The organism is Pseudomonas extremaustralis (assembly GCF_900102035.1).
Taxonomy (GTDB): domain Bacteria; phylum Pseudomonadota; class Gammaproteobacteria; order Pseudomonadales; family Pseudomonadaceae; genus Aquipseudomonas; species Aquipseudomonas extremaustralis.
In genome coordinates this window covers 1,553,956-1,580,025 of sequence record NZ_LT629689.1, presented here as the reverse complement: position 1 = coordinate 1,580,025, position 26,070 = coordinate 1,553,956, and the positions used below count along the sequence as shown (strand labels likewise).

Annotated in this window: 20 protein-coding genes and 2 pseudogenes; 13 read left to right on the top strand and 9 right to left on the bottom strand. The window is 62.7% G+C overall.

The genetic code is table 11. The features are described 5' to 3' along the window. Nucleotides 1-87 precede the first annotated feature (87 nt). A complete protein-coding gene (gene ftsH, locus BLR63_RS07550) occupies nucleotides 88-1,908 on the top strand; it encodes an ATP-dependent zinc metalloprotease FtsH (protein ID WP_078833350.1) in 1,821 nt (606 codons plus the stop codon). An 18-nt stretch (nucleotides 1,909-1,926) separates the two neighbouring features. On the opposite strand, the gene BLR63_RS07545 is transcribed toward ftsH, so the two are convergent. Then, complete coding sequence (locus tag BLR63_RS07545) at nucleotides 1,927-4,296, bottom strand: phosphoketolase family protein (protein WP_010562932.1); 2,370 nt, start codon at nucleotides 4,294-4,296, stop codon at nucleotides 1,927-1,929. A gap of 255 nt (nucleotides 4,297-4,551) precedes the next feature. Between BLR63_RS07545 and fnr the strand changes: the two genes are divergently transcribed. Continuing rightward, complete coding sequence (fnr, locus tag BLR63_RS07540) at nucleotides 4,552-5,277, top strand: fumarate/nitrate reduction transcriptional regulator Fnr (RefSeq protein WP_042946442.1); 726 nt, start codon at nucleotides 4,552-4,554, stop codon at nucleotides 5,275-5,277. 29 nt (nucleotides 5,278-5,306) lie between these two features. Then, nucleotides 5,307-6,290: a zinc-dependent alcohol dehydrogenase family protein gene (locus tag BLR63_RS07535; RefSeq protein ID WP_010562934.1), complete on the top strand. Its 984-nt coding sequence runs from the start codon at nucleotides 5,307-5,309 to the stop codon at nucleotides 6,288-6,290. Between the two features lie 33 nt (nucleotides 6,291-6,323). On the opposite strand, the gene BLR63_RS07530 is transcribed toward BLR63_RS07535, so the two are convergent. The 3 genes from BLR63_RS07530 to BLR63_RS07520 form a co-directional block, all read right to left on the bottom strand. Next, the gene (locus tag BLR63_RS07530; protein ID WP_010562935.1) at nucleotides 6,324-6,578 is read right to left on the bottom strand and encodes an Lpp/OprI family alanine-zipper lipoprotein; all 255 of its coding nucleotides are present in this window, start codon (nucleotides 6,576-6,578) and stop codon (nucleotides 6,324-6,326) included. Nucleotides 6,579-6,678: 100 nt separating this feature from the next. After that, on the bottom strand, nucleotides 6,679-7,608 hold the full coding sequence (locus BLR63_RS07525) for a universal stress protein (protein ID WP_010562936.1): 930 nt from the start codon (nucleotides 7,606-7,608) through the stop codon (nucleotides 6,679-6,681). A 29-nt stretch (nucleotides 7,609-7,637) separates the two neighbouring features. Continuing rightward, nucleotides 7,638-8,552, bottom strand: a complete 915-nt coding sequence (locus BLR63_RS07520) for a universal stress protein (protein ID WP_010562937.1) — start codon at nucleotides 8,550-8,552, stop codon at nucleotides 7,638-7,640. Between the two features lie 186 nt (nucleotides 8,553-8,738). Here BLR63_RS07520 and BLR63_RS07515 point away from each other — a divergent pair, with 186 nt between their 5' ends. Both BLR63_RS07515 and BLR63_RS07510 read left to right on the top strand, forming a co-directional pair. Further along, nucleotides 8,739-9,653, top strand: a complete 915-nt coding sequence (locus BLR63_RS07515) for a GGDEF domain-containing protein (protein ID WP_010562938.1) — start codon at nucleotides 8,739-8,741, stop codon at nucleotides 9,651-9,653. A 172-nt stretch (nucleotides 9,654-9,825) separates the two neighbouring features. Further along, nucleotides 9,826-10,695, top strand: coding sequence for an isocitrate lyase/PEP mutase family protein (locus tag BLR63_RS07510; protein ID WP_010562939.1), 870 nt, complete (start codon nucleotides 9,826-9,828; stop codon nucleotides 10,693-10,695). A gap of 75 nt (nucleotides 10,696-10,770) precedes the next feature. Here BLR63_RS07510 and BLR63_RS32305 read toward each other — a convergent pair. Together BLR63_RS32305 and BLR63_RS32300 are read right to left on the bottom strand one after the other, a co-directional pair. Beyond that, nucleotides 10,771-11,247 (bottom strand): annotated as a pseudogene (locus BLR63_RS32305) (methyl-accepting chemotaxis protein); the annotation flags it as partial. Nucleotides 11,248-11,406: 159 nt separating this feature from the next. Continuing rightward, a pseudogene (locus BLR63_RS32300) lies at nucleotides 11,407-12,036 on the bottom strand (PAS domain-containing protein); the annotation flags it as partial. Between the two features lie 278 nt (nucleotides 12,037-12,314). Between BLR63_RS32300 and BLR63_RS07500 the strand changes: the two are divergent. Continuing rightward, entirely contained in the window at nucleotides 12,315-12,695 is a 381-nt protein-coding gene (locus BLR63_RS07500; protein ID WP_010562941.1) for a RidA family protein, read from the top strand. Between the two features lie 70 nt (nucleotides 12,696-12,765). Next, entirely contained in the window at nucleotides 12,766-14,754 is a 1,989-nt protein-coding gene (locus BLR63_RS07495) for a peptidase U32 family protein (protein ID WP_010562942.1), read from the top strand. Between the two features lie 22 nt (nucleotides 14,755-14,776). Here BLR63_RS07495 and BLR63_RS07490 read toward each other — a convergent pair whose 3' ends face one another. Continuing rightward, the gene (locus BLR63_RS07490) at nucleotides 14,777-15,679 is read right to left on the bottom strand and encodes a DMT family transporter (RefSeq protein ID WP_010562943.1); all 903 of its coding nucleotides are present in this window, start codon (nucleotides 15,677-15,679) and stop codon (nucleotides 14,777-14,779) included. 109 nt (nucleotides 15,680-15,788) lie between these two features. Here BLR63_RS07490 and BLR63_RS07485 point away from each other — a divergent pair, with 109 nt between their 5' ends. Continuing rightward, a complete protein-coding gene (locus BLR63_RS07485; protein ID WP_010562944.1) occupies nucleotides 15,789-16,232 on the top strand; it encodes an Lrp/AsnC family transcriptional regulator in 444 nt (147 codons plus the stop codon). Between the two features lie 92 nt (nucleotides 16,233-16,324). On the opposite strand, the gene BLR63_RS07480 is transcribed toward BLR63_RS07485, so the two are convergent. Together BLR63_RS07480 and BLR63_RS07475 are read right to left on the bottom strand one after the other, a co-directional pair. Continuing rightward, nucleotides 16,325-20,884, bottom strand: coding sequence for a metallopeptidase (locus BLR63_RS07480; protein ID WP_010562945.1), 4,560 nt, complete (start codon nucleotides 20,882-20,884; stop codon nucleotides 16,325-16,327). Between the two features lie 209 nt (nucleotides 20,885-21,093). Then, nucleotides 21,094-21,645: a cytochrome b gene (locus BLR63_RS07475; RefSeq protein ID WP_010562946.1), complete on the bottom strand. Its 552-nt coding sequence runs from the start codon at nucleotides 21,643-21,645 to the stop codon at nucleotides 21,094-21,096. 161 nt (nucleotides 21,646-21,806) lie between these two features. Here BLR63_RS07475 and BLR63_RS07470 point away from each other — a divergent pair, with 161 nt between their 5' ends. The 5 genes from BLR63_RS07470 to BLR63_RS07450 are packed head-to-tail and all read left to right on the top strand — an operon-like array spanning nucleotide 21,807 to nucleotide 26,060. Continuing rightward, nucleotides 21,807-22,484, top strand: a complete 678-nt coding sequence (locus BLR63_RS07470) for a thermostable hemolysin (protein WP_010562947.1) — start codon at nucleotides 21,807-21,809, stop codon at nucleotides 22,482-22,484. Then, nucleotides 22,474-23,952 carry an AMP-binding protein gene (locus tag BLR63_RS07465; protein ID WP_010562948.1) on the top strand — a complete coding sequence of 493 codons (1,479 nt, stop codon included), beginning with the start codon at nucleotides 22,474-22,476 and terminating at the stop codon, nucleotides 23,950-23,952. Before BLR63_RS07470 ends, BLR63_RS07465 begins: the two co-directional genes overlap by 11 nt. Beyond that, a complete protein-coding gene (locus BLR63_RS07460; protein WP_010562949.1) occupies nucleotides 23,949-24,623 on the top strand; it encodes a TenA family transcriptional regulator in 675 nt (224 codons plus the stop codon). Before BLR63_RS07465 ends, BLR63_RS07460 begins: the two co-directional genes overlap by 4 nt. Beyond that, complete coding sequence (locus tag BLR63_RS07455) at nucleotides 24,610-25,419, top strand: SDR family oxidoreductase (RefSeq protein WP_010562950.1); 810 nt, start codon at nucleotides 24,610-24,612, stop codon at nucleotides 25,417-25,419. The genes BLR63_RS07460 and BLR63_RS07455 overlap by 14 nt, the downstream gene beginning before the upstream one ends. Next, complete coding sequence (locus BLR63_RS07450; protein WP_010562951.1) at nucleotides 25,416-26,060, top strand: tetratricopeptide repeat protein; 645 nt, start codon at nucleotides 25,416-25,418, stop codon at nucleotides 26,058-26,060. The genes BLR63_RS07455 and BLR63_RS07450 overlap by 4 nt, the downstream gene beginning before the upstream one ends. The last annotated feature ends 10 nt before the right edge of the window (nucleotides 26,061-26,070 follow it).

The following is a 26,070-nucleotide window of genomic DNA, read 5'->3' as shown; positions in this document are numbered from 1 at the left end:
GGCAACGAATGCTCCGCAGGGGTTGCGGGGGGCGCGGGGCATTCAACGAATTTGCGTGCGCGCCATGGAACTGTCCGAGTCGACGTTATGAAAAAAAACCATCAATGGAACCTGTCTTACTTTCTTGTGGCCTTTGTCGTGTTCTCCCTGGTGCAGTTTTTCTGGGCGCAACACAGCGTGGTGCAAAGCATTCCGTACAGTCAGTTTCTGCAACTGCTCAACGAGCAGAAGGTCAGCGACCTGACGGTCGAAAAAGATCAGATCAGCGGCAAACTGCAAACACCCATCGACGGCCACAGCCTCTTCACCACGGTACGGGTCGATCCGGCGCTGGCCGCGAACCTCGCGCAGTCGGGGACCAGCTTCAGCGGGGTGAATGACAATACCTTTTTGAGTGGCCTGCTGGGCTGGTTGCTGCCGTTCATGCTGATCATGGTGGTCTGGCATTTCCTGTTTCGTGGCATGGCGGAAAAACAAGGCCTGGGCGGGCTGATGAATATCGGCAAGTCGCGGGCGAAGGTGTTCGTCCAGCGCGATACCGGCATCACCTTCGCGGATGTCGCGGGGATCGACGAAGCCAAGGCCGAACTGGTGGAAATCGTCTCGTTCCTCAAGGACAAGGCCAAGTACGCGCGGCTGGGCGCGCACATTCCCAAAGGCACGCTGCTGGTCGGCCCGCCGGGCACCGGTAAGACCCTGGTGGCCAAAGCCATCGCGGGTGAAGCCGGCGTGCCGTTTTTTTCGATCTCGGGTTCAGAGTTCGTCGAGATGTTTGTCGGAGTTGGCGCGGCGCGGGTGCACGATCTGTTCGAGCAGGCGCGCCAGGCCGCGCCGTGCATCATTTTCATCGATGAGCTGGACGCCCTCGGCAAAATGCGCGGCGTCGGCGTATTGGGTGGCAACGACGAAAAGGAACAGACCCTCAACCAACTGCTGGCGGAACTGGACGGTTTCGATCCGCGCGAAGGCGTGGTGCTGCTGGCGGCGACCAACCGCCCGGAAATTCTCGATCCGGCCTTGCTGCGCGCCGGTCGGATCGACCGCCAGGTGCTGATCGATCGCCCGGATCGCAAGGGCCGGCAGGCGATCCTCAAGGTCCACCTACAGAAAATCACCGTGTCGCCGACGCTGGACAGCGAGCGGATTGCCGACATCACCACCGGCTTTACCGGCGCCGACCTGGCGAACCTGGTCAACGAAGCGGCGATTGTCGCCACCCGCCGTGGCGCCGATACGGTCGACCTGGACGATTTCACCGCCGCCGTGGAACGCCTGGTGGCGGGCGTCGAGCGCAAGAGCAGCATACTGCGCCCCGAGGAGCGCCAGGTGGTGGCGTACCACGAGATGGGCCATGCCCTGGCCGCGAGCCATCTGCCGGCCATGGACCCGGTGCACAAGGTGTCAATCGTGCCGCGCGCCATTGGCGCCCTGGGCTACACCTTGCAGCGGCCGACCGAAGACCACTTTCTGATCAGCCACCAGATGCTCAAGGACCGCATCGTCGTGTTGATGGCCGGGCGCGCCGCCGAATTCCTGATGTATGGGCAGACCTCCACCGGCGCCGCCGATGACCTGGCCCGCGCCACGGACATCGCGCGGCAACTGATCACCCGCTTCGGCATGAGCGCCGAATTGGGGCAAGCGGTGCTGGAGCGGCAAAACACCACCTACCTGGGTGAGCAGATGCAGAACAGCGGCAACAAAGATTATTCGGAGCAGACGGCCAGGGAAATCGACCTGTGTATCCGCGCCCTGCTCGATGAGGCCTATGGGCGGGCCAAGACCCTGCTCGATTCGCTTCGCGCCGACCTGGAGGCCGGCGCTCGCCTCTTGATGGAAAAAGAAAGCCTGACCCCCGAAGAGTTCGCGCCGTTGCTGCCCCTCAAGCCACAGCACCCGCCCGCCTAGCGTGAGCGCCTGTCGCCCCTAGGGCGCAGGCGTCCATTGCCAGTTGAGCACTTCGGGCAAGTCTTCGCCGTGTTCGATCAGGTACAGCTTGTGTTTCTCCATCATTGACCAGTACCGCGCTTGCGCGGCGTGGCGCTGGTCCTGCAGGCGCGGTACACGCTCGACGACATCCAATGCCAATTGGTAGCGATCCAGGTGGTTGATCACCGCCATGTCGAACGGGGTGGTCGTAGCACCCTCCTCCCTGAAGCCACGCACATGGAAGTTGTCATGGTTGGTGCGTTTGTACAGCAGCCGATGCACCAGCGCCGGGTAGCCGTGGAAGGCGAAGATCACCGGTTTGTCGGTGGTGAACAGTTCATCGAACGTGGCATCCGCAAGGCCATGGGGATGCTGGGAAGACGATTGCAGCACCATCAGGTCCACCACATTGATCACCCGCACCCGCAGATCCGGCACGTACTCACGCAGCAAAGTCACGGCGGCGAGGGTTTCCAGGGTCGGCACGTCGCCGGCGCAGGCCATCACCACGTCCGGTTCCTGATCGTCGTGGCACGCCCAGTCCCAACGACCGATCCCGGCCATGCAATGGCGTATGGCCGCGTCCCTGTCCAGCCATTGCCACTCCGGTTGTTTGCCCACCACGATGACATTCACGTAATTGCGGCTGCGCAGGCAATGGTCGGCCACCGACAGCAGGCAATTGGCATCCGGCGGCAGGTAGATGCGCGCGACATCGGCGGTCTTGTTCGCCACCAGGTCGATGAACCCAGGGTCCTGGTGCGAGAAACCGTTGTGGTCCTGGCGCCAGACATGGGAGGTCAGCAACAGGTTGAGTGACGCCACCGGCTTGCGCCAGGGAATGCCGGCAGCGGTTTTCAACCACTTGGCATGCTGGTTGACCATCGAATCGACGATATGGATGAACGCCTCGTAACACGACAGCAGGCCGTGGCGACCGGTAAGCAGATAGCCTTCAAGCCAGCCCTCGCACATGTGCTCGCTGAGAACCTCCATGACCCGACCGTCCATCGCCAGGTTCAGGTCGTCGGCTTCCAGCGGGTCCATCCAGGCCTTGGCGGTGACCTCGTAGACGGCGTCCAGTCGGTTGGAGGCGGTTTCGTCGGGGCCGAACAGGCGGAAGTTGGCGGTGCCGCGGGCGTTTTTCATCACGTCGCGCAAGAAAGCCCCCAGGACCCGGGTCGCCTCGGCGCGCCGGCTGCCGGGTGTCGGCAGGTCGACGGCGTAGTCGGCGTAGCGCGGCAGGTCCAGGGCGCGCAGTAACAGCCCGCCGTTGGCGTGGGGGTTGGCGCTCATGCGTCGGTGGCCGGTGGGGGCCAGGGCGGCGATGTCGGGCAGCAAGGCGCCATCGGCATCGAACAGCTCCTGGGGACGATAGCTCTTGAGCCACTCTTCCAGTTGCTGCACATGCCCCGGCGCCTGGAAATTGGCCAAGGGCACCTGATGGGCGCGCCACGTACCTTCGACCCGACAGCCATCGACGAACTTCGGCCCGGTCCAGCCTTTGGGCGTGCGCAGTACCAGCACCGGCCACAGCTGGCGCTGGGGCGCCTCGTTGCGCGAGGGCTGGCGCGCGGCGTGTTGAATCTCGCGAATTTTCAGGACCATGGTGTGCAGGGTCCGGGCCAGGGCTTGATGGACCTGCTCCGGCTCGTCGCCCTCGACGAAATACGCATCGTAGCCATACCCATACAGCAGGGCCGACAGCTCATCCTCGCTGATTCTGGACAACACCGTGGGGTTGGCGATTTTGTACCCGTTGAGGTGCAGGATCGGCAGTACCGCGCCGTCACGGGCCGGGTTGAGGAATTTGTTCGAGTGCCAGCTGGCGGCCAGCGGACCGGTTTCGGCTTCGCCGTCGCCGATCACGCAGGCGACGATCAGGTCCGGGTTATCGAAGGCCGCGCCATACGCATGGGCCAGGCAGTAGCCCAGTTCGCCGCCCTCATGGATCGACCCCGGGATCTGCGCCGAGACGTGGCTGGAAATCCCATACGGCCAGGAAAACTGCCGGAACAGCCGCAGCAGCCCGTTGCTGTTGCGTTCCACCGACGGGTAGCACTCGGTGTAGGTGCCCTCCAGATAGGTCTGCGCCACCACCGCCGGTCCGCCATGACCGGGCCCGGCGACGAAAAGCATGTTCAGGTCGTACTGGTTGATCAATCGATTGAGGTGCGTATAGATCAGGTTGAGCCCCGGCGTGGTGCCCCAATGCCCCAGCAGGCGTGGCTTGATGTCCGCCAGGCTCAGCGGCGTCTCCAGCAACGGGTTGCGTTTGAGGTAAATCTGCCCGACAGCCAGGTAGTTGGACGCCCGCCAATACGCATCCAGCCCTTCGAGTTCTTCCGTCGTCAAAAAATCACCCATAAACCCCTCCGTCAAGGCCAGACCCGTGGAATGTCATTCGTCGATTCTGGGAGACTGAACTACCGGAGACTTGATATACGTCAAGTCTTCTCGCGAGCGCTCAAGCTCAATAGAAACAGGAATCGGGGATGTCCAGGAGAGGTGTAGGCGACGTAGTTTCCCGCTCGTTCATTACTCGGGCGCAAGCCTGAATGGAGCGTATACATGACGGCCCATCATCGGTATCTGATCGATCACTCAGCGGCACTGCAGCACTTGCCCGAAACTCGCCCCCTGAAGGCGAGTTGTTCTACCTGCAGCGTGTCGGCAATGTGTCTCACCCTCGGCCTCGACGATCACGAGGTGGTGCATGTCGACAAACTGATTACACAACGGCTCAAGGTCAAAAAAGGCGCGGCGTTGTACCGCACCGCAGATCCGTTGCGCTCGCTCTACGCGGTGAGGACCGGGTCCTTCAAGACCTGCCTGGTGTCGGTCGATGGGCGTGAACAGGTCACCGGTTTTCAAATCTCTGGGGACATGCTCGGCCTGGATGCCATCAGTGCCGACGCGCATGCCTGTACGGCGATTGCGCTGGAGGACAGTGAGGTGTGCCCCATCCACTTCGCCCACCTGGAGAACCTCGCCCGCAACCTGCCGTCGCTGCAGCACAATTTCAACCGCTTGCTGAGCCGTGAAATCGTGCGCGACCACACCTTGCTGATGCTGATGGGCAACATGAATTCGGATGAGCGCTTGGTGGCGTTCCTGCTGAACCTGTCGCAGCGCTTCGCAAGCCGTGGCTATTCGGCCAGGCACTTTGTGCTGAAAATGCGTCGCGAGGAAATCGGTTCCTACCTGGGCTTGCGCCTGGAAACCATCTGTCGTGGCATTGCCCACCTGCGTGACAAGGGCCTGGCGCACATCGACGGGCGCAACGTCACGATCTACGACCTGGACGGGCTCAAGCGCCTGGTCGCCGGGTGTGATCGTCCTGTCTAGCATTTACGTCGATCATCTGGAGAGTCTTCATGCGTGCCATGGTTCTGCACACCGCCGGGCAGCCGCTGCAACTTGAGGAGCGGCCCATCCCGACACCCGGCGCCCAGCAATTGCTGATCAAGGTGCTGGCCTGTGGCGTGTGCCGCACTGACCTGCATCTGGTGGACGGTGAGTTGCCGCAAGCGCGGCTGCCACGGGTGCCCGGCCATGAGATCGTCGGTGAAGTGACGGCCGTGGGCGCCGCTGTCGAGCCGCGCTGGATCGGTCGCCGCGTGGGGGTGCCATGGCTCGGCTGGACCTGCGGCGAGTGTCAGTTCTGCACCTCGGGTCGGGAAAACCTCTGCGACCAGGCACAATTCACCGGCTGTCAGCTGGACGGCGGCTACGCCGAATACACCGTGGCGGACGCACGCTTTTGCCTGCCGATTCCCGACGGGCTCTCGGACATGCAGGCCGCGCCGTTGCTGTGTGCCGGCCTGATCGGCTTCCGCGCCCTGCAAATGGCGCCCCAGGCCCGCCACCTGGGGCTTTACGGCTTCGGCGCGGCGGCGCATCTGGCGATTCAGGTAGCGCTGGGCCGGGGTCAACAGGTGTACGCCTTCACCCGACCGGACGACCGCGAAGGCCAGGCGTATGCCCGCTCACTCGGCGCAGTGTGGGCCGGCGCCTCGGACCAGCCGCCACCGCACCTGCTGGATGCGAGCCTGATCTTCGCGCCTGTCGGCGCGCTGGTACCGTTGGCGCTGGAGGCTACCGTCAAGGGGGGTTGTGTGATTTGTGCCGGCATACACATGAGTGACATCCCGAGCTTCCCCTATCGCTTGCTGTGGGGCGAACGCAGTGTGCGTTCAGTGGCCAACCTGACCCGCCAAGACGGAACGGCGTTTTTCGATACCTTGCAGCACACCCCGGTGCACTGCGATATCACCCGCTTTGCCCTGAGCGATGCCAACGCGGCGCTGGCGCACTTGCGAGCCGGTCAATTCAACGGTGCGATTGTGCTGACACCGTGACCGGCCGCAAGCACGGCCCAGAGACAGCGCCGTTTATTTTCTGGTCGCTTTGGTCAGCATGCGGATCGCCCGCTCGTTGGCCTCGTCAGCCGTGCGCTGCGCCTGGGCGGCCAGCGCCGCCGCCTGGTCGGCCTTGAGATAGGCTTCATCGGCGCGCAGGCGCGCGGTGGCGGCGGTGTTTTCCGCGGCATTCAGGCGCGCATCGAAATCCTTGGCGGCTTGATGGCTGCACCCTGCTGACGTGGCCAGCGCGAGCGCCAGCAGTGAAACGGACAGGTATTTGTTCATGGTGTTCTCCTCGGCTCATGGCCGTAAGCAATGGAAAAGTGCGTATTCAGTATCGGAGGCTGGCTCCCTGCCGGCCTGATTTTTATCAACAAATGCGCGGTCAAGCCTCTTTAACCGTTGAGGCTGGCGGTGGTTGCCGGATCGCTAAAATACTGCCCGGCACCGAATACAGTGCACGTTCGGTGTTGCTGCCGATCAGCCGTTCGAGCCCGACCCGGTGCGCCGTGCCCATGACCACCACATCGGCCTGGAACTCGTCGACAAACGCCTGAATCACCGGCACCGGCTGCCCCATGACAAAGTGCCGCCGCTCCGGCGGTACCCCATAACGGTCAGCCAGGGTGACGAACGCCTGGTGCAGCGACTGGCGCAACTCTTCAGCGAAGTCCAGGTTCCAGCCGCCCATGACCAGCGGCGCCTCACCGTTGAACGCCGGGGACAGGTCGTAGGCATGCAGCAAGTGCAACGGCGCATCGCATTGCAGGGCCAGGGCCAGGGCGTTCTGGATGATGGCGTCGTTGAGGCCGCTGATCTGCGTGTCGGGATCGAACGGGTCGACAGCAGCCACCACGCGATGGGGCAAGCCGTAACGGGCCTGGCTCACCAGATGCAACGGCGTCGTGCACTCGCGCAGCAGTTGGCAGTCGAGCGGTGTGATGAACACGCGCTTGAGCATGGGCTCGGCCTTGATGTCCTTGATCACCAGGTCGGGGTTCAGGTCGGCGATGGTGCGCAGGATGTCCAGCATGGGATGGGTGGTGAACACCAGTTCAACCGTGACCTTCAGCCCATTCCCGCCATGCCGTTGAAGCTCTTCCGTCAACCAATAGCGGTAGCGCCGCAGGTAGTCCTGAAAGACCGACTCGTCGACGTGCTCCTCCCACAAATGAATGATCGGTGTGGGCTCGATAAACGCTCTGACATGCAGGGTCGCGCCACACGCCTTGGCCAGCGCCACCGCCCGTAACAGCGCCGGGGAGTGATACAGCGTGCGGTCGGCGATCAGCAGCAGATTTTGGTATTGGCTCATTTCACACCTCTTCAGGCAGTGGTCAATGTTCAGCCGCGTGACGGTTTGATCGCCCACATACTGCAAGGTGCATGGTGCAGCAGGCTTTCGGCGGTGGTGCCCAGCAGCTTGTTCAGGCCGCCATGCTGCACGGTGCCCATGACGATGATGTCGATCTGATGGTCATGGGCGAAGTTGCAGATATTCATCAACGGCACCCCTTCGATAAAGTGCCGTTGCTCGGGGGCGATGCCCTGGCGCTCGGCCAGCGCGCTGAACGCCTCATGCTGCGCTTCGTTGAGGGATTCATAGAGCCCGGCGGCCAGGGGCACCGCGCCATAGCCCATGTCTTTGGCGTATACCGCCGCCCAGTCGTACACATGCAGCAGTTCAAGCTGTGCATTGCACTGGGTGGCCAGCTTGGCGGCGGCCTCGACGATCTGGTCATTGAACACCTGGTCCTGCTCCTCGCTGCGCAACACATCGACGATCGCCAGCACCTTGCGTGGCAGCGGATGCCGCGCATCGGTGACCAGATGCACCGGCACCGGGCAGTCGCGCAGCAGTTGCCAATCCAGCGGCGTAAAGAACACCCGTTTCAACGCCGGTACGTCCTCGGCATCCTTGACGATCAGGGCCAGCGGCATCTCATTGACGAAATTCAGGATTTCCTCATAAGGGTGATGCACCCACACCACCTCGCTGGTGACCTCGATCCCGTGCTTGCTCATTGAGACGGCCTGCTCGGTGAGCCAGTGCCGATGGGTGTCCAGATAGCCTTCCCGTGCGCGGTTGATCTGTTCCGGCGCGAACAGGCCGGCAATCGCCAGGGCTTGCAGGTAATTGAACGCGACGATGTGCAGCGGCAATTGCATCGCGCGTGCCAACGCGGCAGCACGGTCGAACGCCGGTGTCCGGGTCATGGTGGGAGGGGCAATCAAGAGTAAACGCGGGGTCTGCGACATGGGGCACCTCGGCACGTGGCCATCAGAGTCAGTGGATTGGCCTTCAGATTGAGCCCTGCGCGGCGGCGAGCCATTGATCTTTATCAGCTTGGGCCAGCAAAAGTTGATATTCATCAACAGCCGCTTTTGCCCATGGACCTAGCCTGAATCAAGGTTTTCCGCCTCACCAACGCTGTCGGAGGGCACATGATCGAAGATGAGCAGCAACTGTTGATGAGGGCACTGGACGCCGCAACGAACCCGGTGCTGATCACTGAGAGGACCGGTTGCATCGTGTGGATCAATAAGGCGTTCAGCCAGCTCAGTGGCTATTCCAAGCCGGAACTGGTGGGCAAGACCCCGCATTTGTTGTCGTCGGGACGACAAACGACCACGTTTTACCGGGAATTATGGATGACCATCCTCGCGGGCCTGACGTGGCAAGGCGAGATGATCGAGCGCCGCAAGGACGGCTCCCACTGCACGATCAATCAGGTCATTACGCCGGTGTGCGACCCCGATGGGGTGGTCACGCATTTCATCGCCATCCTGCACAACTTCCAGGTGATGGATGAGGAACGCAAGCGCATGCAACAACTGGCCTTCCATGATGGGCTGACGGGGCTGCCCAATCGCAGCCTGTTCCTGAGTCTGCTCAATCAGGCGATCAACCACGCGACTCGGCAGCACAAGCCGCTGGCGCTGATGTTCATCGATCTTGACCGTTTCAAAGCGGTGAACGACACCCACGGGCATGCCTGCGGCGACAAGTTGCTGGTGGCCGTGGCTGAACGGCTCAGCCAATCGGTGCGCCGCTCCGACGTTGTCTGCCGTTTGAGCGGCGATGAGTTCGCGATTCTGGTGACCGGCATGGAGCAAGCGGCACAGGTTGAGGCGCTGGCCGAAAAACTCATCGGGGCGGTCGATCAGCCCTTCATGATCGACGCCCATCGCTTGCACACGCACATCAGTGTCGGTATCAGCGTAGGGATCAGCCTTTATCCGGCGGACGGTGTGAGCGTCGAGCAGTTGCTGGCGCGGGCCGACAATGCGATGTACCAAGCCAAAAGGCGCGGCGGCAGCACCTGCCATTTGAGTCTGATCAACCAGCCCGTCGAATGAACCGAGGACACCTCACGCCATGGCCGCCGCGCGAAAGCTGCGATCCATGGTATGTGTCAAACGCATACCCCATTCTCAAACGTCATAATCCTGGGTTTTGCGGCGTGGTAACCTCCTGCGACTATGAATAGGCATTGATCGTCAGTCGCAAATGCCCCAACCAGGAAAGATCATGCCAAAAAAGTCCCATTCGGCGCTTCGTCGCAATTTCCGTGAACTGCTTGCCACACCCACCTGCGTGGAAACCGCATCGGTGTTCGACCCGATGTCGGCGCGTATCGCCGCCGACCTGGGGTTCGAGGTCGGTATCCTCGGCGGCTCCGTGGCGTCGTTGCAGGTCCTGGCCGCGCCCGACTTTGCATTGATCACACTGAGTGAGTTCGTCGAGCAGGCCACCCGCATCGGGCGCGTCGCCCAATTACCCTTCATCGCCGATGCCGACCATGGCTATGGCAATGCCCTCAACGTGATGCGTACCGTCGAAGAACTCGAACGCGCCGGCGTGGCCGCGCTGACGATCGAAGACACGTTGCTGCCGGCGCAATTCGGACGTAAGTCCACCGACCTGATCTCCATCGAGGAAGGCATCGGCAAAGTCAGGGCCGCGGTGGAAGCGCGTGTCGACCCCGAACTGTCGATCATCGCGCGGACCAATGCGGGCGTGCTGCCCACCGAGGCGGTGATCGAGCGCACCCTGGCCTACCAGAAAGCCGGGGCCGACGGGATTTGCATGGTGGGCGTCAGTGACTTCGAGCACCTGGAAGACATCGCCCAGCACCTCACGGTACCGCTGATGCTGGTGACCTACGGCAATCCGAAGCTCCATGACAGCCAGCGCCTGGCCAGCCTTGGCGTGCGCGTGGTGGTGGCCGGCCACGGCGCCTACTTTGCCGCGATCAAGGCGACCTACGACAGCCTGCGTGCCCAGCGCCAACTGACCCACAGCACTTCGAACCTCAGCGCCACCGAACTGACGCACACCTATACGTTGCCGGAGAGCTACGTGGGCTGGGCCGAGAAGTTCATGGATGTCAAAGAGTAATACCCGCGTTGAACGAGGGGGCATCCCCCCTCCTCCAGCCTTGGGCGCCTGACACCTCACCAACGCCTTATGGCATCAGCCCACCCAGCCGACCGCGGTTTTGGGAATGACCTCCGATTCATCCATTTTCGTCGCGAACATACTCACGGCCTGTACGGCATCGCTGGTGCTGGTACGGATCTGCAGGATCACCGCACCGGCCTGATCCGCCAGGTTCACGCCGCGTTGCGCGCCTTCCTGGGTGACATTCATGCTGGTGACCGCGTCGCGTGTCTCGGACAGGATCAGGCCGATCATCTCGGCGATTTCCGCTGTCGAACGGCTGGTACGCCCCGCCAGTTGCCTGACTTCGTCGGCCACCACGGCAAAACCACGGCCCTGATCGCCGGCCCGCGCCGCCTCGATGGCAGCGTTGAGCGCCAACAGGTTGGTCTGGTCGGCAATACCGCGAATGGTGTTGACGATCGCGGTGATCTGCTCGGAGCGCTGCCCCAGTTGCCCCACCAGGCGCGCGGAAGCGCCGATGTTGTCGGCGATGCGGCGCATTTCAGCGGTGGTTTCCTGAATGACCTGGGTGCCGTGTTCGGCGAAGCGCTCGGTTTCGGAGGAAATATGATAGGCCCGCGAAGCACCACGGGAGTCTTCCTCGAACTTCTCCACGCGTTCGGTGATGTCGCTCGCGAACTTGACGACCTTGATCAACGTCCCATCACCGTCGTAGACCGGGTTGTAACTGGCCTCCAGCCACACCACCCGGCCCTGTTTGCCCAGGCGCTTGAACTGCCCGGTAAAGAACTCGCCGTTGTTCAAGCGGCGCCAGAAATCCGCGTATTCATTGCTGTTGACCAGCGCCGGTTCGCAAAACAAACGGTGCTGTTTGCCTTTGATTTCCGCCAGCGTGTAACCCATCACGTTCAAGAAGTTTGCGTTGGCGTCCAGCACCTGCCCGTTGAGGTCGAACTCGATCACGGCCATGGCCCGGTCCAGCGCGGCCAGTTTGCTGCGGGACGCCGCTTCCTGCTCGACTTTGGCGGTGACATCGAGTGCGTATTTGACCACTTTCAACACCTGGCCACGCTCATCCAGCACCGGGTTGTAGCTGGCCTCGAGCCAGATGGTCTTGCCGTTGCCGTTCACCCGTTTGAAGGTGCCCGAGACAAACTTGCCGGCCTTGAGATCGGCCCAGAATTGACTGTAGGCCGGGCTTGCGGTCAGCGCCGGCAAGCAAAAATCCCGGTGGGATTTACCGGCCAACTGGGCGCTGCTGTAACCCAGGACTTTCAGGAAGTTGTCGTTGGCGCGTAGCACCTTGCCATTCAGATCGAATTCGACCACTGCCATGGAGCGCTCCAGGGCGGTGATCAATCCCTTGTATTCGCTGATTTCGGCCGTCCTGGCCACTAGTTCGTTTTTAAGAGTTGTGTTGAACATGACGTAGCCTCGGACGTGGAAAAAAACCAGCGCATATTCGACTATCGGCCGCAAAATACGCGACTTTACGCAGCTGAAAGGTTTATTTTCCGGCATCAGACAAGTGGCCGGGCGAGCCGGTCTGTTTGCCCGGGCCGGCGTTTTCAACGACCATGACGCCTTTCTGCCACAGCCATCGAGAGGCACCCATGGCCAACCACGATTTGTCCTACACCCCCGATCCCGATATCGATTCCATTTCCTCCGATGTCGTCGGCTTCAACGGCATCCTGGTCTCCACCCAGATCCCCACCCGCGCCGATGGCAGCCTTGAGCTGGGCGATATCACCCTGCAAAGCGAATGCACCCTGCAAGCCCTGAAAGTGGCCCTGGAAAAAGCCGGCAGCGCCATGGACCGGGTCATGCACCTGACCATTTATCTGACGGATATGGCCGACCGCGCCGCCTTCAATGAGGTCTACAAACGCTTCTTCGCCAAGCCCTGGCCCGTGCGCGCGGCGGTGGGCGTTGCCGCCCTGGCGGTCGAAGGCATGCGCGTGGAAGTCACCGCGATGGCCGCCAAGGCCTGAAGTGATGCCGGTCAGGCGTTTCACGGCTACAATGCGCGCCTCAACCGTGACAAGCCTGACTAAAAAAACTATGTCCTTGCCCAAGCATCACCTGGAATTGCTAAGCCCTGCCCGCGATGTCGCCATTGCCCGCGAGGCCATCCTGCATGGCGCCGACGCCATCTATATCGGCGGCCCAAGCTTCGGCGCGCGCCATAACGCGTGCAATGAAGTGAGCGATATCGCTCAATTGGTGGAATTCGCCCGTCGTTACCACGCCCGCGTGTTCACCACGATCAACACCATCTTGCATGACAACGAGCTGGAACCGGCGCGCAAGCTGATCCATCAGCTCTACGACGCTGGCGTCGATGCATTGATCGTGCAGGACCTGGGGGTGATGGAGCTGGATATTCCGCCCATCGAGCTGCACGCCAGCACCCAGACCGATATCCGTACCCTGGCCCGCGCCAAGTTTCTCGACCAGGCCGGTTTCTCGCAGTTGGTATTGGCCCGCGAGCTGAACCTGCAAGAAATCCGCGCCATCGCCGACGAGACCGACGCTGCCATCGAGTTCTTTATCCATGGTGCGCTGTGCGTGGCGTTCTCCGGGCAGTGCAATATCTCCCATGCGCAGAACGGCCGCAGCGCCAACCGTGGCGATTGCTCCCAGGCCTGCCGCCTGCCGTACACCTTGAAAGACGATCAAGGCCGCGTCGTCGCCTTTGAAAAGCACCTGCTGTCAATGAAAGACAACAACCAGAGCGCCAACCTGCGTGCCCTGGTGGATGCCGGTGTGCGCTCGTTCAAGATCGAAGGGCGCTACAAGGACATGGGCTATGTGAAAAACATCACCGCCTATTACCGTCAGCGCCTGGACGAGATCCTCGAGGACCGTCCGGACCTGGCCCGCGCCTCCAGCGGCCGTACCGCGCATTTCTTCCTGCCCGATCCGGAAAAAACCTTCCACCGTGGCAGCACCGACTACTTTGTCAGCGACCGCAAGATCGACATCGGCGCCTTCGACACCCCGACTTTCACCGGCCTGCCGGTGGGCGTGGTGGAAAAAGCCGGCAAGCGCGACCTGCAAGTGATCACCCATGAGCCGCTGTCCAACGGTGACGGCCTCAATGTGCTGGTCAAGCGCGAGGTCGTGGGTTTCCGCGCCAATATCGCCGAGCCCAAGGGCGAGTTCGAGGAAGACGGCCAGAAGCGCTACCGCTACCGCGTCGAACCGAATGAAATGCCGGCGGGCCTGCATCAACTGCGGCCCAACCACCCGCTGAACCGCAACCTCGATCACAACTGGCAGCAGGCGCTGCTCAAGACCTCGGCCGAGCGCCGTATCGGCTTGGCGTGGGTCGCGCGGCTGCGGGAAACCCAGTTGGACGTCACCGCCACCAGCGAAGAAGGCATCAGCGCCAGCGTCACCCTGCCCGGCCCGTTTGGCGTGGCCAACAAGCCGGAACAGGCGCTGGACACCCTGCGCGACCTGCTCGGCCAACTGGGCACCACCGAATACCACGCCACCGCCATCGAGCTGGATGCGCCCCAGGCGTTCTTCATCCCCAACTCCCAGCTCAAGGCGTTGCGCCGCGAAGTGATCGAAGCGCTGACCGCCGCGCGTATCGCCGCCCATCCCCGTGGCGGACGCAAGGCCGAAACCACGCCGCCGCCGGTGTACCCGGAAGCGCACCTGTCGTTCCTGGCCAACGTCTACAACCAGAAAGCCCGCGACTTCTATCACCGTCACGGGGTGAAACTGATCGACGCCGCCTTCGAAGCCCATGAAGAAACCGGCGAAGTACCGGTGATGATCACCAAGCACTGCCTGCGCTTCTCGTTCAACCTGTGCCCGAAACAGGCCAAGGGTGTGACCGGCGTGAAGACCAAGGTGGCGCCGATGCAACTGATCCACGGCGATGAAGTGCTGACCCTGAAATTCGACTGCAAGCCCTGCGAAATGCACGTGGTGGGCAAGATCAAGGGGCACATCCTCGGCTTGCCGCAGCCGGGCAGCGTGGTCGGCTACATCAGCCCGGACGACCTGCTCAAGACCATCCCCCGCGCGCCGCACTGATAGGTCAAGGGGGTGAGCCCGCTCACCCCCGCAAGCCCCTGACCACCGCGATCCCCCGCAACACCGACCACCCCCGCTGCAACCCCGCCGCCGCCAGCAGAATCGCCGCCACGCCCAGCCATTGCAGCCAACCCAGGCGGTGTCCGAAGGCAATCCAGTCGACGAAGATCGCCGCAATCGGGTAGATGAACGACAGCGCGCCGGTGATCGCCGTCGGCAGTTTCTGGATCGCGCCATACAGCAACACATACATGAAACCGGTGTGCACCACCCCCAGCGTGACCAGTGCCGCCCAAGCATCGGGCACGACCGGCAGGCTGTGCCACGGCACCAGGGGCGCCAGCAGCACGGCACCGGTGGTGACCTGAATCAGCGCGAGCAAATGCGGCGGCACGTGCTTCAAGCGCTTGATGATCAAGGCCGCGATTGCATACAGAAACGCCGCCCCCAGCGCTAACGCGATACCGCCAAGATAATCGCCGCCGCTTTGCGCCTCGCCATGGGCGGTGACGATCGCCAGCATGCCGAGGAACGCCACGCACAACCACGCGAGCTTTTGCACACTGAGCTTTTCGCCCAGCACCAGCGCCGCCAGCAGCACCAACAGGAACGGCTGCACGTTATACACCGCCGTGCTGATGGCAATCGAAGCGCGGGAATAGGCTTCGAACAGCAGCAGCCAGTTGCCGACGATGGCCACGCCACTGAGCACCGCCAGCCCCAATGTGGCCCGATTGAGCAGGTCCAGGCGCAGGTAGCCCAGCAACGCGCAGACCAGCAGTAACGTCAGGCCTCCGATCGCACAGCGCCAGAACACCACTTCGATGACCGAGACGCCCGACACCAGCACAAACCAGCCGATGGTGCCCGAGATCAGCATGGCGCCGATCATTTCCCACGAACCGCGACGGATGGAGGTTTCCATGATTGATGCTCCTCAAGTGAGGCTCAATTATGGCAATCTGCTCGGCGGCGGCTCCAGCGGCTAAAAAAGGCAAACATCCAGGATTACCTTTACTTATTAGGTAAAAACCATGATAGACACCATCGACCAACAACTGATCACCGCTTTGATGGACGACTCGCGGCTGTCCCTCAAGGCGCTGGCGGGCATTACCGGGTTGTCATCGCCCAGCGTCGGCGAGCGCCTGCGTCGCCTGGAAGAGCGCGGCGTGCTGACCCACTACACGGTCGACATCGACCCGAAACATTTTGGCTACCTGCTGCAAGCCATCGTGCGCATCCGCCCCCTGCCTGGCAAATTGCAGGAAGTGGAACGCCAGATCCAGGCGATCCCCGAATTCACCGAATGCGACAAGGTCACCGGCGACGACTGCTTTATCGCGCGCCTGCACGTGCGCACCATGGATCAACTCGACACCCTTCTCGACCGGCTTAACACCTATGCCGAAACCAATACGGCCATCGTCAAGAAAACCCCGGTAAAGCGACGCTTACCGCCACTGACCAATGACTGAGCGGCAGACGGTTGCAGGGGAAAGCGGGGCTTCCAGGGACAAGCCCGCTCGCCACAACTGCAACCACAACAGGCCTGGCCGAAGTCCCGCCTTTATGGGGTGCAGGGCGCCAGGCGTCGCCAGGGTTTGGCGCTGCCGCTGATCACCCAGTTCAAATCCGGGCGCTGGTTTTGCGTCCAGTGCGCTACTTCATAGTTGTAGCCGTCATAGGAGACCTTCACGTTGTTCACCGAATAGGCCTTGCTGGCGACCCAGGGTTCGGCGCAATCCCCGGACTGCGCCGGCGCAGTGATTGTGATCGCCTGGCTGGCGCTGGCGGTGCGGTTGGCCGCGTCGGTGACGGTCAACCGGATGGTGCGCGCGCCCGCTGCAGCCGGCGCGGTGAATGTCGGGCTGACCAACACCGAAGCCGGCGGATTGAAGCCATCGGCCTGCCAGGCATAACGCAAGGCGATACCGCTTGAACTGACCGCCGATAACGCCAGAGGCTTGCCGGTCTCGACCATCGCGGGGCCGTTGATCTGCGCCACGGGTCTGGCCGAGGGTAGGACGCTGATGCTCTTGCGCAGGGTCAGGCTGGCGTTTTTGCTGTCGGTCACCACCAGTTGCAGCGCGACGGGTGTGATCTCGCTCACTTGGGCGGCACGCAGTGTCATCGACGGGCCGTTGACCGCACTGCCTTCCAGTGGCGGCGAGAACGTCCATGCGTAATTCAATTTGTCGCCCGGTGGGGTTGAGGTCGCATCGGTGCTGACCAGCAGCGAACTGCCCGCTTCGACGGTGTCGGCACTGACGATCTTGCCCACTGGCGGCTGTGGCTCGGGCTCCGGCACATCGCCGCTGGCCTTGACCAGCACCGCGATGGCTTTTTTCACGCTGTTGCGGGCGCTGTCGGACACCGTCACCGCCACGGTGACCACCTGGTCGGTGGTCACTGACGGGGCCGTCCAGGTCTGGTCGGGGCTATTGGGCGTAGCCCCGATCAACACACCTTTGACCCAGGCGTAGGACAGCGGGTTACCGACGGGCGACGTGAACGCGGCTTGATACCGGACGCTTTGGCCGCTGACGACTTGCAGCGGGCCGTTCACTTCACCTTGAGGCGCGTTGGCACCGCTGGGCTCGCCGACAACGACACGCGGGGTGTTGTAAGTCACCGACCGACCGCTGCCGTCGCTGACCGTGACCTGGACCACCAACCCAGCGTTATTACTCGACTTGGTCGCCTTCACCCTGGCGCTGGGCCGTTTGGGATCTGAATCCAGCACTTCGAAGTTCGCGGTGTTCACCGTCCATCTGTAGCTCAGCTCCCTGCCTTCAGGGTTATCGATGATCACATGCGGTTCGAACACATCTCCCACATTGACGTGGTTGGGCACCACCAGACGCCCGATCATCGGCGGCAGTTCAAACGCTTTGACCGTGATGGTTTTGTTCGGAATCGACGCAAGACCGACCCCGTCGCGCACAACCACCCTGATGTATCCGTCTTTCCTGGTCAGCAGCCGCGGTGCCTTGAGGGTCAGCTCGCGTTGATTGCTGGCACCGATCACCGTAAACGCGCCGCCGGGTGGCGAGGTCACCACCCAGTCGTAGGTCAGATCGCGGTGATGGGGATTACCGATTTCGACATGCTGGGTAAAGGTCTGCTCGCTCTCGACCTCGGTGGCACCGACGATGGTTCCGCCTTTGAGCTGGGTGTCTTTTTTCACGCTGAGGTTTTTTTCCAGGTTCAACACCGTGCCGTTGCTGTCACGCACATTGACCCTCAGCGGCAGACTTGTATCGGCGTCGACGGCAGGAGCGGTCAGGGTCACGCTGGCGGCGTCACCGACCTGCCCGGTGAACCCAGGCGGGATGACCCATGCGTACTTCAAGGGCAAGTTGTCCGGGGACCGAACAGCGGCAGTAAAGACTGCGGCGGTTTTTTCCAGGATCTCCACCGGGCCATTCAGGTCGCCTTCAAGCCCGCCATTCCCTGGGCTGCGCACCACCACCAGGTGCTGTTCCTGCCCCTGGATTTGCCCATCATCGACCCGCAACCTCAAGGTGTAAGGTGTCGGCGTTGTTACGGCGGGTGCGTTGAAACGCAGCAACGCGCCGCTGGTCTGAGCGCCGAGTTCTACGGGCGCTTCCCAGGTGAATGCCAACGGATCGGCCCCCGGATTGATCGAACTCGAAGCGCTGGCGTCGAGTTGTACGCTGTCGCCGCTGTTGACCTCGGACGGCCCGCTGATCACCACCATCGGCGGCATGGGTGGCGCGGTGCCGGGTACCCCTGCGCTGTCCATCACCTGCCCGACCACTTTCAGGGTGTCCGCCCCCGCGTGGGCCAGTAACAGGCTGGCGTCCTGGGGGATGTTGCCGAATTTGCTGTAGGTGACGGACTGGGTGGGCGTCTTGATTCTGGTGCCCAGATTGCCTCCCACGTCGGTCAGGAACCCGCCGTAATCCACCGATGGGTTCACGCTGAAGTCACTGACCAGCGCCTGCCCCCACACCGCCTGATAATCGGCGGCCGCCTCCTTCACACGTATCCACGGCGTACTGCTATCGCTGCACGGTTGCAGGGTCACCGCCTGATTGTCGCCGTTATTGCGCACGCACAGATCAGGCGTGTCCATGGCGTGCAAGCGCCCGCTGCCATCGAGCAACCAACGCGCCGCGGCGGGCTCGTTACAGGCTTCTCGCAGCACCAGCCGGGTCGGGTTGGCCGGGTCCTTGATCACACAACGCTTGGATTCGAATTCGATAGGCCGCAGGCGCCCCTGCGCCGAAGGCGACGGCCAGGTCAGTTGCTGTTGCCGCAATAGATTGGCCAGTTGCTGCTGCAAACCAACCGTCACCGGCGTGCTGCGATTGGCCCGTGCCCAGGTATCCACCGCCGCCACGCGCTGTTGCAAGGTCTTGGGCTCATCACAGGCCTTGACCAGCCGCCAGTTCATCGGTGCCACCAAGCCGTTCCAGACGCTCGGCGCACGCCGCACGATGCTTCCAGCCGCGGGCGCGACCTGGCGGTACACATCGCCCTGATAACTCACCTGCTGGCCGGGCACGGAGTACACCTGATCGGCATTCCAGGCCGCGACATTCCCGCAGGCGACGCCCTGGCTGCGTGGGTACACACGCACGCTGGCATCGGTGCTATCCACTGCGCCCGTGGCATTCCTGACGGTCAGCCGGAACCGGTAGTCGGTGGGCACCTGTACTTCAGGAAAATGCGCGACGGCAATCGCCGCCTGGCTGTTGTCGATCATCGCCGCCGGAGCGCCTTCGACCTGTGACCACTCCATTTGCAGCGCGTCCACGCCAGGATTGCGCGACGCCGCGCCATTGAGGTTGGCGCGCTCGCCGGAAAACGGCAGGTCTTTCTGGCCCAATTCCACGAATCCGCTGGCGATGGGAGCACCGGCGGGGTCGGGAGGCGGGAAAAAGCCGGCGACGATCGGGTGCCAGTCATTGATCGCGCGCACGTTGTCGTTAACGCCTTCCACGCCCATCGGCAACCCTTGGTACGTCAGCCTCGGGTTGGAATAGGCGCCGATTCGTACCGACGCCGGGCTGGCACCGCCGCAGTAGCCCATCAGCGTGTGCCAATACGGTTGGACGGTGCGCTGGCAGTAACCGTTGGAATACGGGAACGGTGTACCGCCGTCTTCATGGTGTGCGCCGAGCAAATGCCCGACTTCATGGGCATAGGTCATGGAGTTGTGCATCGCGGCATAGGCGTGACTTCTGTTCAAGGACGTCGGCCCGGCGATGGATGCCAGGCCGCCATCCGTGTCCAACATGGCGATGACCACTTGCGCCTTCAATCGAACGCGAAGGTCGCTGCTCAATTGCGCGACCGGAGCCAGCAAGCGGTTCATGCAGGTCAAATCAGCCTGGCATTGTTTGGACGGCTGGTTGTAGTCGATGTTGACCACCCCGGCGTTTTCAAATACGCCGGTGACACCGCTGAGTTGGGCGACCGTCTTGAAATACTCGAAATGCTTGATGCCTTGTGCGACCGGGTCGGCCAAGCCATCGCGAGCATCGTTGCTATAAACCGTCAGCACGCGGATGGGCTGTTGCGCCGCGTCGGCGCTGCGGGCGATCGCCGGCCCCTCGCGGGCTTTGCCGGTGTCGAGAAGCGGAGCATCGGGAATTTCGATGTCCTGCTCGCGCGAAACGGCAACCCGACCGTTCTTGAGAGGCAGGATTTCATAGCTGTCCCCGTCCACGATCACCGAACCGGTGACATGCTCATCGTGAGCCACCAGAATCGCCAGGTTCTTCGGGTCTGCGGCAAAGTCGTGGGAAAGATCGCGGCCAGGGCCGACCGTGCGACGCCCCGCTGCCGAGGGTTGCACTTCACCCACCCAGACGGTGGCGCCGGACTGCTGGGAAACCCGCAGTTTCTTGACCCTGACCGTCAGGCTCCGATCCAGCGGAATGTCCAGCCACGTCTGGCTATCGAGGAGCAATTTTGCATTGTCGCGGCCCTCGCTGACGGGCCGGCCATCTCGCGTTTTCGCGGTGCTGGCGTCAAGGGTGATCAGGCTTGGAACGTCGTCGGCCTTGGGTGTGCCAGGCAGACCGAGCGCCGACAAGCAGGCAAGCAATACAAGGCAGGATCGGCCACGGATAAAGGCGTTTTTCACTGAGCGCATCATGCATCTCCCTGAGTAATAAATTACCCAGTTGCACGTCTGAACCCACTCGCGCCCCTACTGCACCGGCGAAATGCCCGTGGCCCAACTAAATCGCAACTGACAACAGGATCAATACTAGCTCAAGAATATTCACCCAACCGTGCCAACGGCGGCCGGGCCTTTGAAGGCCTTGCCCAAACCCTGCCCTTTCGAGCAGGGGTTAGGAATCAGCGGCTGAAACGCTTTGGCAACATGCGCACCAAGGTGTTGTCCTGCACCCAATAGTGATGGAACAGCCCCGCCGCCGCGTGCAGGCCGATCAACCAATAACCGGCGCTGCCCAGCCACTCGTGCCAGTGCTTGAACTGCCTGGCCAGGTCCGGGTCCGGTGCCACCAGCACAGGCAGGGCAAACTCGAAATACGGCACCGGCTTGCCGCCGGCGTTGAGCATCAGCCAGGCCAACACGGGGGTGACGATCATCAGGCCGTACAACGCCAGGTGCATCAGGTGCGACGCGGCCGTCTGCCAGGCGGGCGGGCGCGGCAGGATCGGCGGACGCGGCATCAGGCGCCCGAGCAGACGCAGCCAGACCAACAGGAAAATGCCGATACCGAACAGCGCATGGCCGCCCAACAGCGCACTTCTGAGGGCATGCCCCCGTGGCAACAGGCCTTTGAGTTCGATGCAGGCATAAACGCCGACGAACAGCGCCAACATCAGCCAGTGCAGGGTCATCGAAAGCTTCGCATAGCGAGAGGGCAGCAGGGTTTCGGTCATGGAGCGGTGCCTTGTGCGTGGATGGATAGTCGCGAACACCCTGCCCGCGAAGTCTTAAGACAGTCTGAAGATGGGCAAATCGATCATTTTTGCCACCTTCAGACTTCGTTAAGAAATGCCTCCGATACTTCTCCCAACTTCATATGGGAGGCGTAACGCCAATGCCCGGTATTGATTGGAACATTCCCCTGCCCCTGTTTTTCGGCCATGCCGACGGCGCAAAAATGCGCCTCTCCCGCGCCCTGCCCCAAGACGCCGAACGCCCGACTTTCGAAGCCTTTATCCAACAGCGTTTTCGCCTCGCCCATGGCGCCGATATCCGCCACTTCATGCCCCAACTGTTTGGTGTCAACCACGTCGACGGCGAGCTGTGTGCCGTGGCCGGCGTGCGCCTGGCCAGTGACGGAGCGTTGTTCCTGGAGCGTTACCTGGATCACCCCATCGAACCGCTGATCAGCGCCGCCGCCGAACAACCTGTGGCGCGCAACGCCATCGCCGAAGTGGGCAACCTGGCCGCCAGCGATACCGGCAGTGCGCGCCTGAGCATCATCGCGATTACCTGGTTGCTGGCCATGGCCGGCCTGGAATGGGTGGCGTTCACCGGCAATATCGGCCTGGTCAACAGTTTCCATCGCCTCGGTTTGAAGCCGGTCACCCTGTGCGCGGCCGATCCGCAGCGCCTGGGGGACGAGCGTCATCAGTGGGGCAGTTACTACGAAAGCCAACCTTGGGTGCACGTCGGCAATATCCGCGCCGGGTTCATCCATCTGCGCAACATGGGCCTGTTTTCACGCCTGGGGTTGCCGACAACGATAGAGGACACCAGCCATGTCGCCTGAAACCCGCCGTTTCCACGCCGTCCTGCGCGGTTATGCCGAACGCAATGACGGCACCATCGCCCTGTGGGGCGACAGCCTGAAAATGGATTACACCGCGCTGTTCGCCGAGGTCGCCTATCGCCAGCAACGCCTGAGCGATGCCGGCGTGAAAGTGGTGGCCCTGGCCCTGGACAACGGCGTGGATGCCATGCTCTGGGACCTGGCCGTGCTGTTCGAAGGGTTGACCTGCCTGACCCTGCCGCCGTTCTTCAGCCCGGCCCAGCGCGCCCATTGCCTGGCGCAGAGCCACGCCGAACTGGTGATTGCCGAGCCCGAACTGGCGGGCGAACTGCGCGACGCCGGTTACCATCAAGCCGGCGAGTTCTGGCGCCGCAGTTTCACCGGCCGCCCCGCGCTGCCGCTGGATACCGCCAAAATCACCTTCACGTCCGGCACCACCGGCGCGCCCAAGGGCGTGTGCCTGAGTGCCGACAGCCTGCTGCGGGTCGCCCGCGAGTTGCATCAGGCCAGCCATGTGACCGATCCGCGTCACCACCTGGCGCTGTTGCCGATCGCGATTCTGCTGGAAAACCTGGGGTGCTACGCCGCCCTGTATGCCGGCGCCACCCTGAGTGTGCCGAGCCAGAAGACCCTTGGCATCCAGGGCGCCAGCGCGGTGGACGCGGCGCAGTTGCTCGGTTGCCTGGCGATGCGCCAGCCCCACAGCCTGATCCTGGTGCCGCAGTTGTTGCTGATGTTGGTGATCGCCGCCGAGCAGAAGGCCTTCAGCCCCCAGGGCCTGCGCTTTGCGGCGGTGGGCGGTGCCCGGGTGTCCAAGGCCTTGTTGCAACGTGCGCAGCGCCTGGGCGTGCCGGTGTTCGAAGGCTACGGGCTGTCGGAATGCGCTTCGGTGGTCTGCCTCAACCTGCCCGACGCGCAGCGGCCGGGCAGCGTCGGCAAACCCTTGCCCCATGTGGAAATCCGCCTGGCCGAAGACGGTGAAGTGCTGATCAAGGGCTCGACCCTGCTCGGTTATCTGGGGCAGGCCGAACCGCCGGAACAATGGTGGCCCAGCGGCGACCTCGGTGCCTTCGACGAGGACGGGTTTCTCTACCTCAAGGGCCGCAAGAAACATCAGTTCGTCACCAGTTATGGGCGCAACGTCAACCCCGACTGGGTCGAGGCCGAACTGACCCAGGACGGCGTCATCGCCCAGGCCTTCGTGTATGGCGAAGCCCTGCCGCAGAACCACGCCCTGCTCTGGCCCCATCGCCCCGATTGCAGCGACGCCCAGTTGGCCGCCGCCGTGGCAGCGGCCAATAGCGGCCTGCCCGACTATGCCCAGGTGCATGTCTGGACACGCCTGCAAGAACCCTTTACCGCCGCCAATGGCTTGCTCACCGCTAACGGCCGGCCACGCCGTGACGCCATCGTCGCGCGTTATCAAGCCCGATTTGCCCCTGCACTCAACGAGGAAACCTCATCGTGAATTTTTTCGACACGCTGCAAGAAGCCACCCAGCAGGAACGCAACACACTGTTCAGCCTGCCGATCATCCGTGATGCCCTGGAAGGCAAGGTCGCCCTGGAAAGCTATCGCGAATTTCTCGCCCAGGCCTATTACCACGTCCGCCACACCGTGCCGTTGATGATGGCCTGCGGCGCACGCCTGCCCTCGCGCCTGGAATGGCTGCGCAAGGCCGTCTGCGAGTACATCGAGGACGAATACGGTCACGAGCAATGGGTGCTCAACGACATCGCCGCCTGCGGTGGCGACGCAGACGCGATACGTGACGGCCGCCCAGGCCTGCCCATCGAGTTGATGGTCAGCTACCTCTATGACTTGATCGCCCGTGACAATCCGGTCGGCCTGTTCGGCATGGTCAACGTGCTGGAAGGCACCAGCATCGCCCTGGCCACCCATGCCGCCGGCAGCATCCGCGACCGCCTGCAACTGCCGGAGACCGCGTTCAGCTACCTCAGCTCCCACGGTTCCCTGGACATCGGGCACATGGAAACCTATCGCCGCCTGATGAACACTCTGGACGATCCCGATGACCAGGCCGCGGTGATCCGTGCCTCCAAGGTGGTGTACGCACTCTATACCGACATGTTCCGCAACCTGCCGCGTATCGGGGAGGCTTCCCATGCGCCTGTCTGACGCCCGAGTGGTGCTGACCGGCGCCAGCGGCGGCATTGGCCTGGCGATTGCCTCCGCACTCTGCGCCAGCGGCGCCTACGTCCTCGCCGTGGCCCGTCATCGCGCCCCGCTGGAAGCCTTGTTGGCCAAGTACCCCGAGCATCTGTGCTGGGTGAGTGCCGACCTGACGTTCCTCACCGACCGGCGCAAGGTACTGGCCGCCGCCGAAGCCATCGGCGGCGTCAACCTGCTGATCAACGCCGCCGGGGTCAATCACTTCACCATGCTTGAACAGTTGGACGACAACGACATCAACCAGATGCTGGCGTTGAACATCTCCGCGCCGATCTGCCTGACCAAGCTGCTGTTGCCGCTGCTCAAACAAGCACCGAGCGCGATGGTGGTCAATGTCGGCTCCACCTATGGCTCCATCGGCTACCCCGGCTATGCCACGTACTGCGCCACCAAGTTTGCCTTGCGCGGGTTTTCCGAAGCCTTGCGCCGGGAATTGGCGGATACGCGGGTCGGCGTGCTGTATGTAGCCCCGCGCGCCACCCGCACCAGCATGAACAGCACGCAGGCACAGGCCTTGAACGATGCGCTCAAGTCCAACGTCGACGACCCGCACACCGTGGCGTCGGCGGTGGTCCAGGCGATTGCCAACGAGCGCCGCGACCTGTATCTGGGCTGGCCGGAGCGTTTCTTCGTACGCCTCAACAGCCTGCTGCCGAACCTGGTGGACCGCAGCCTGCGCAAACAACTGCCGCTGATTCGCCGTTTGAGCGACAAACCCGTGAAAAAGGACCCAACCCCATGAAACGCCTGCTTGCCGCACTGCTGCTGATGGCCTTGAGCCCCGTCACCTGGGCGCTGGACGCCACCGACCAGCAACGCCTGACCGACATCCAGACGCGCTGGGCGCATATTCAATACAACCTGCCCGAGGAACAGCGCCAACACGCCTTTGAACAACTCGCCGACCAGGCCAAAGCCTTCACCCAGGCGCGTCCTCAGGCCGCCGAAGCCTGGATCTGGTCCGGGATCGTCACCAGCAGCTGGGCCGGCGCCCAGGGCGGACTGGGTGCATTGAGCAAGGTCAAGGCGGCCAAGGCCGATCTGGAAAAAGCCCTCGCCCTGGACCCCAAGGCCCTGCAAGGTTCGGCCTACACTAGCCTCGCAGCCCTGTATGATCGCGTGCCCGGCTGGCCGATCGGTTTCGGCGACGCGGACAAGGCGGACCAACTGCTCAAGCAGGCCTTGCAACTGAACCCGACGGGCATTGATAGTCTGTACTTCTGGGGCGACCACCTGTACCGGCAGAAACGCTACCCCGAAGCCCGTGACGCCCTGCAAAAAGCCCTGCAGGCCGCACCTCGGCCGGGCCGGGAAACCGCAGACGCCGGGCGGCGCAAAGAAATTGAAAGCGTGCTGGCCGACATCAACAAAAAACTCAACTGACAGGAGTCTG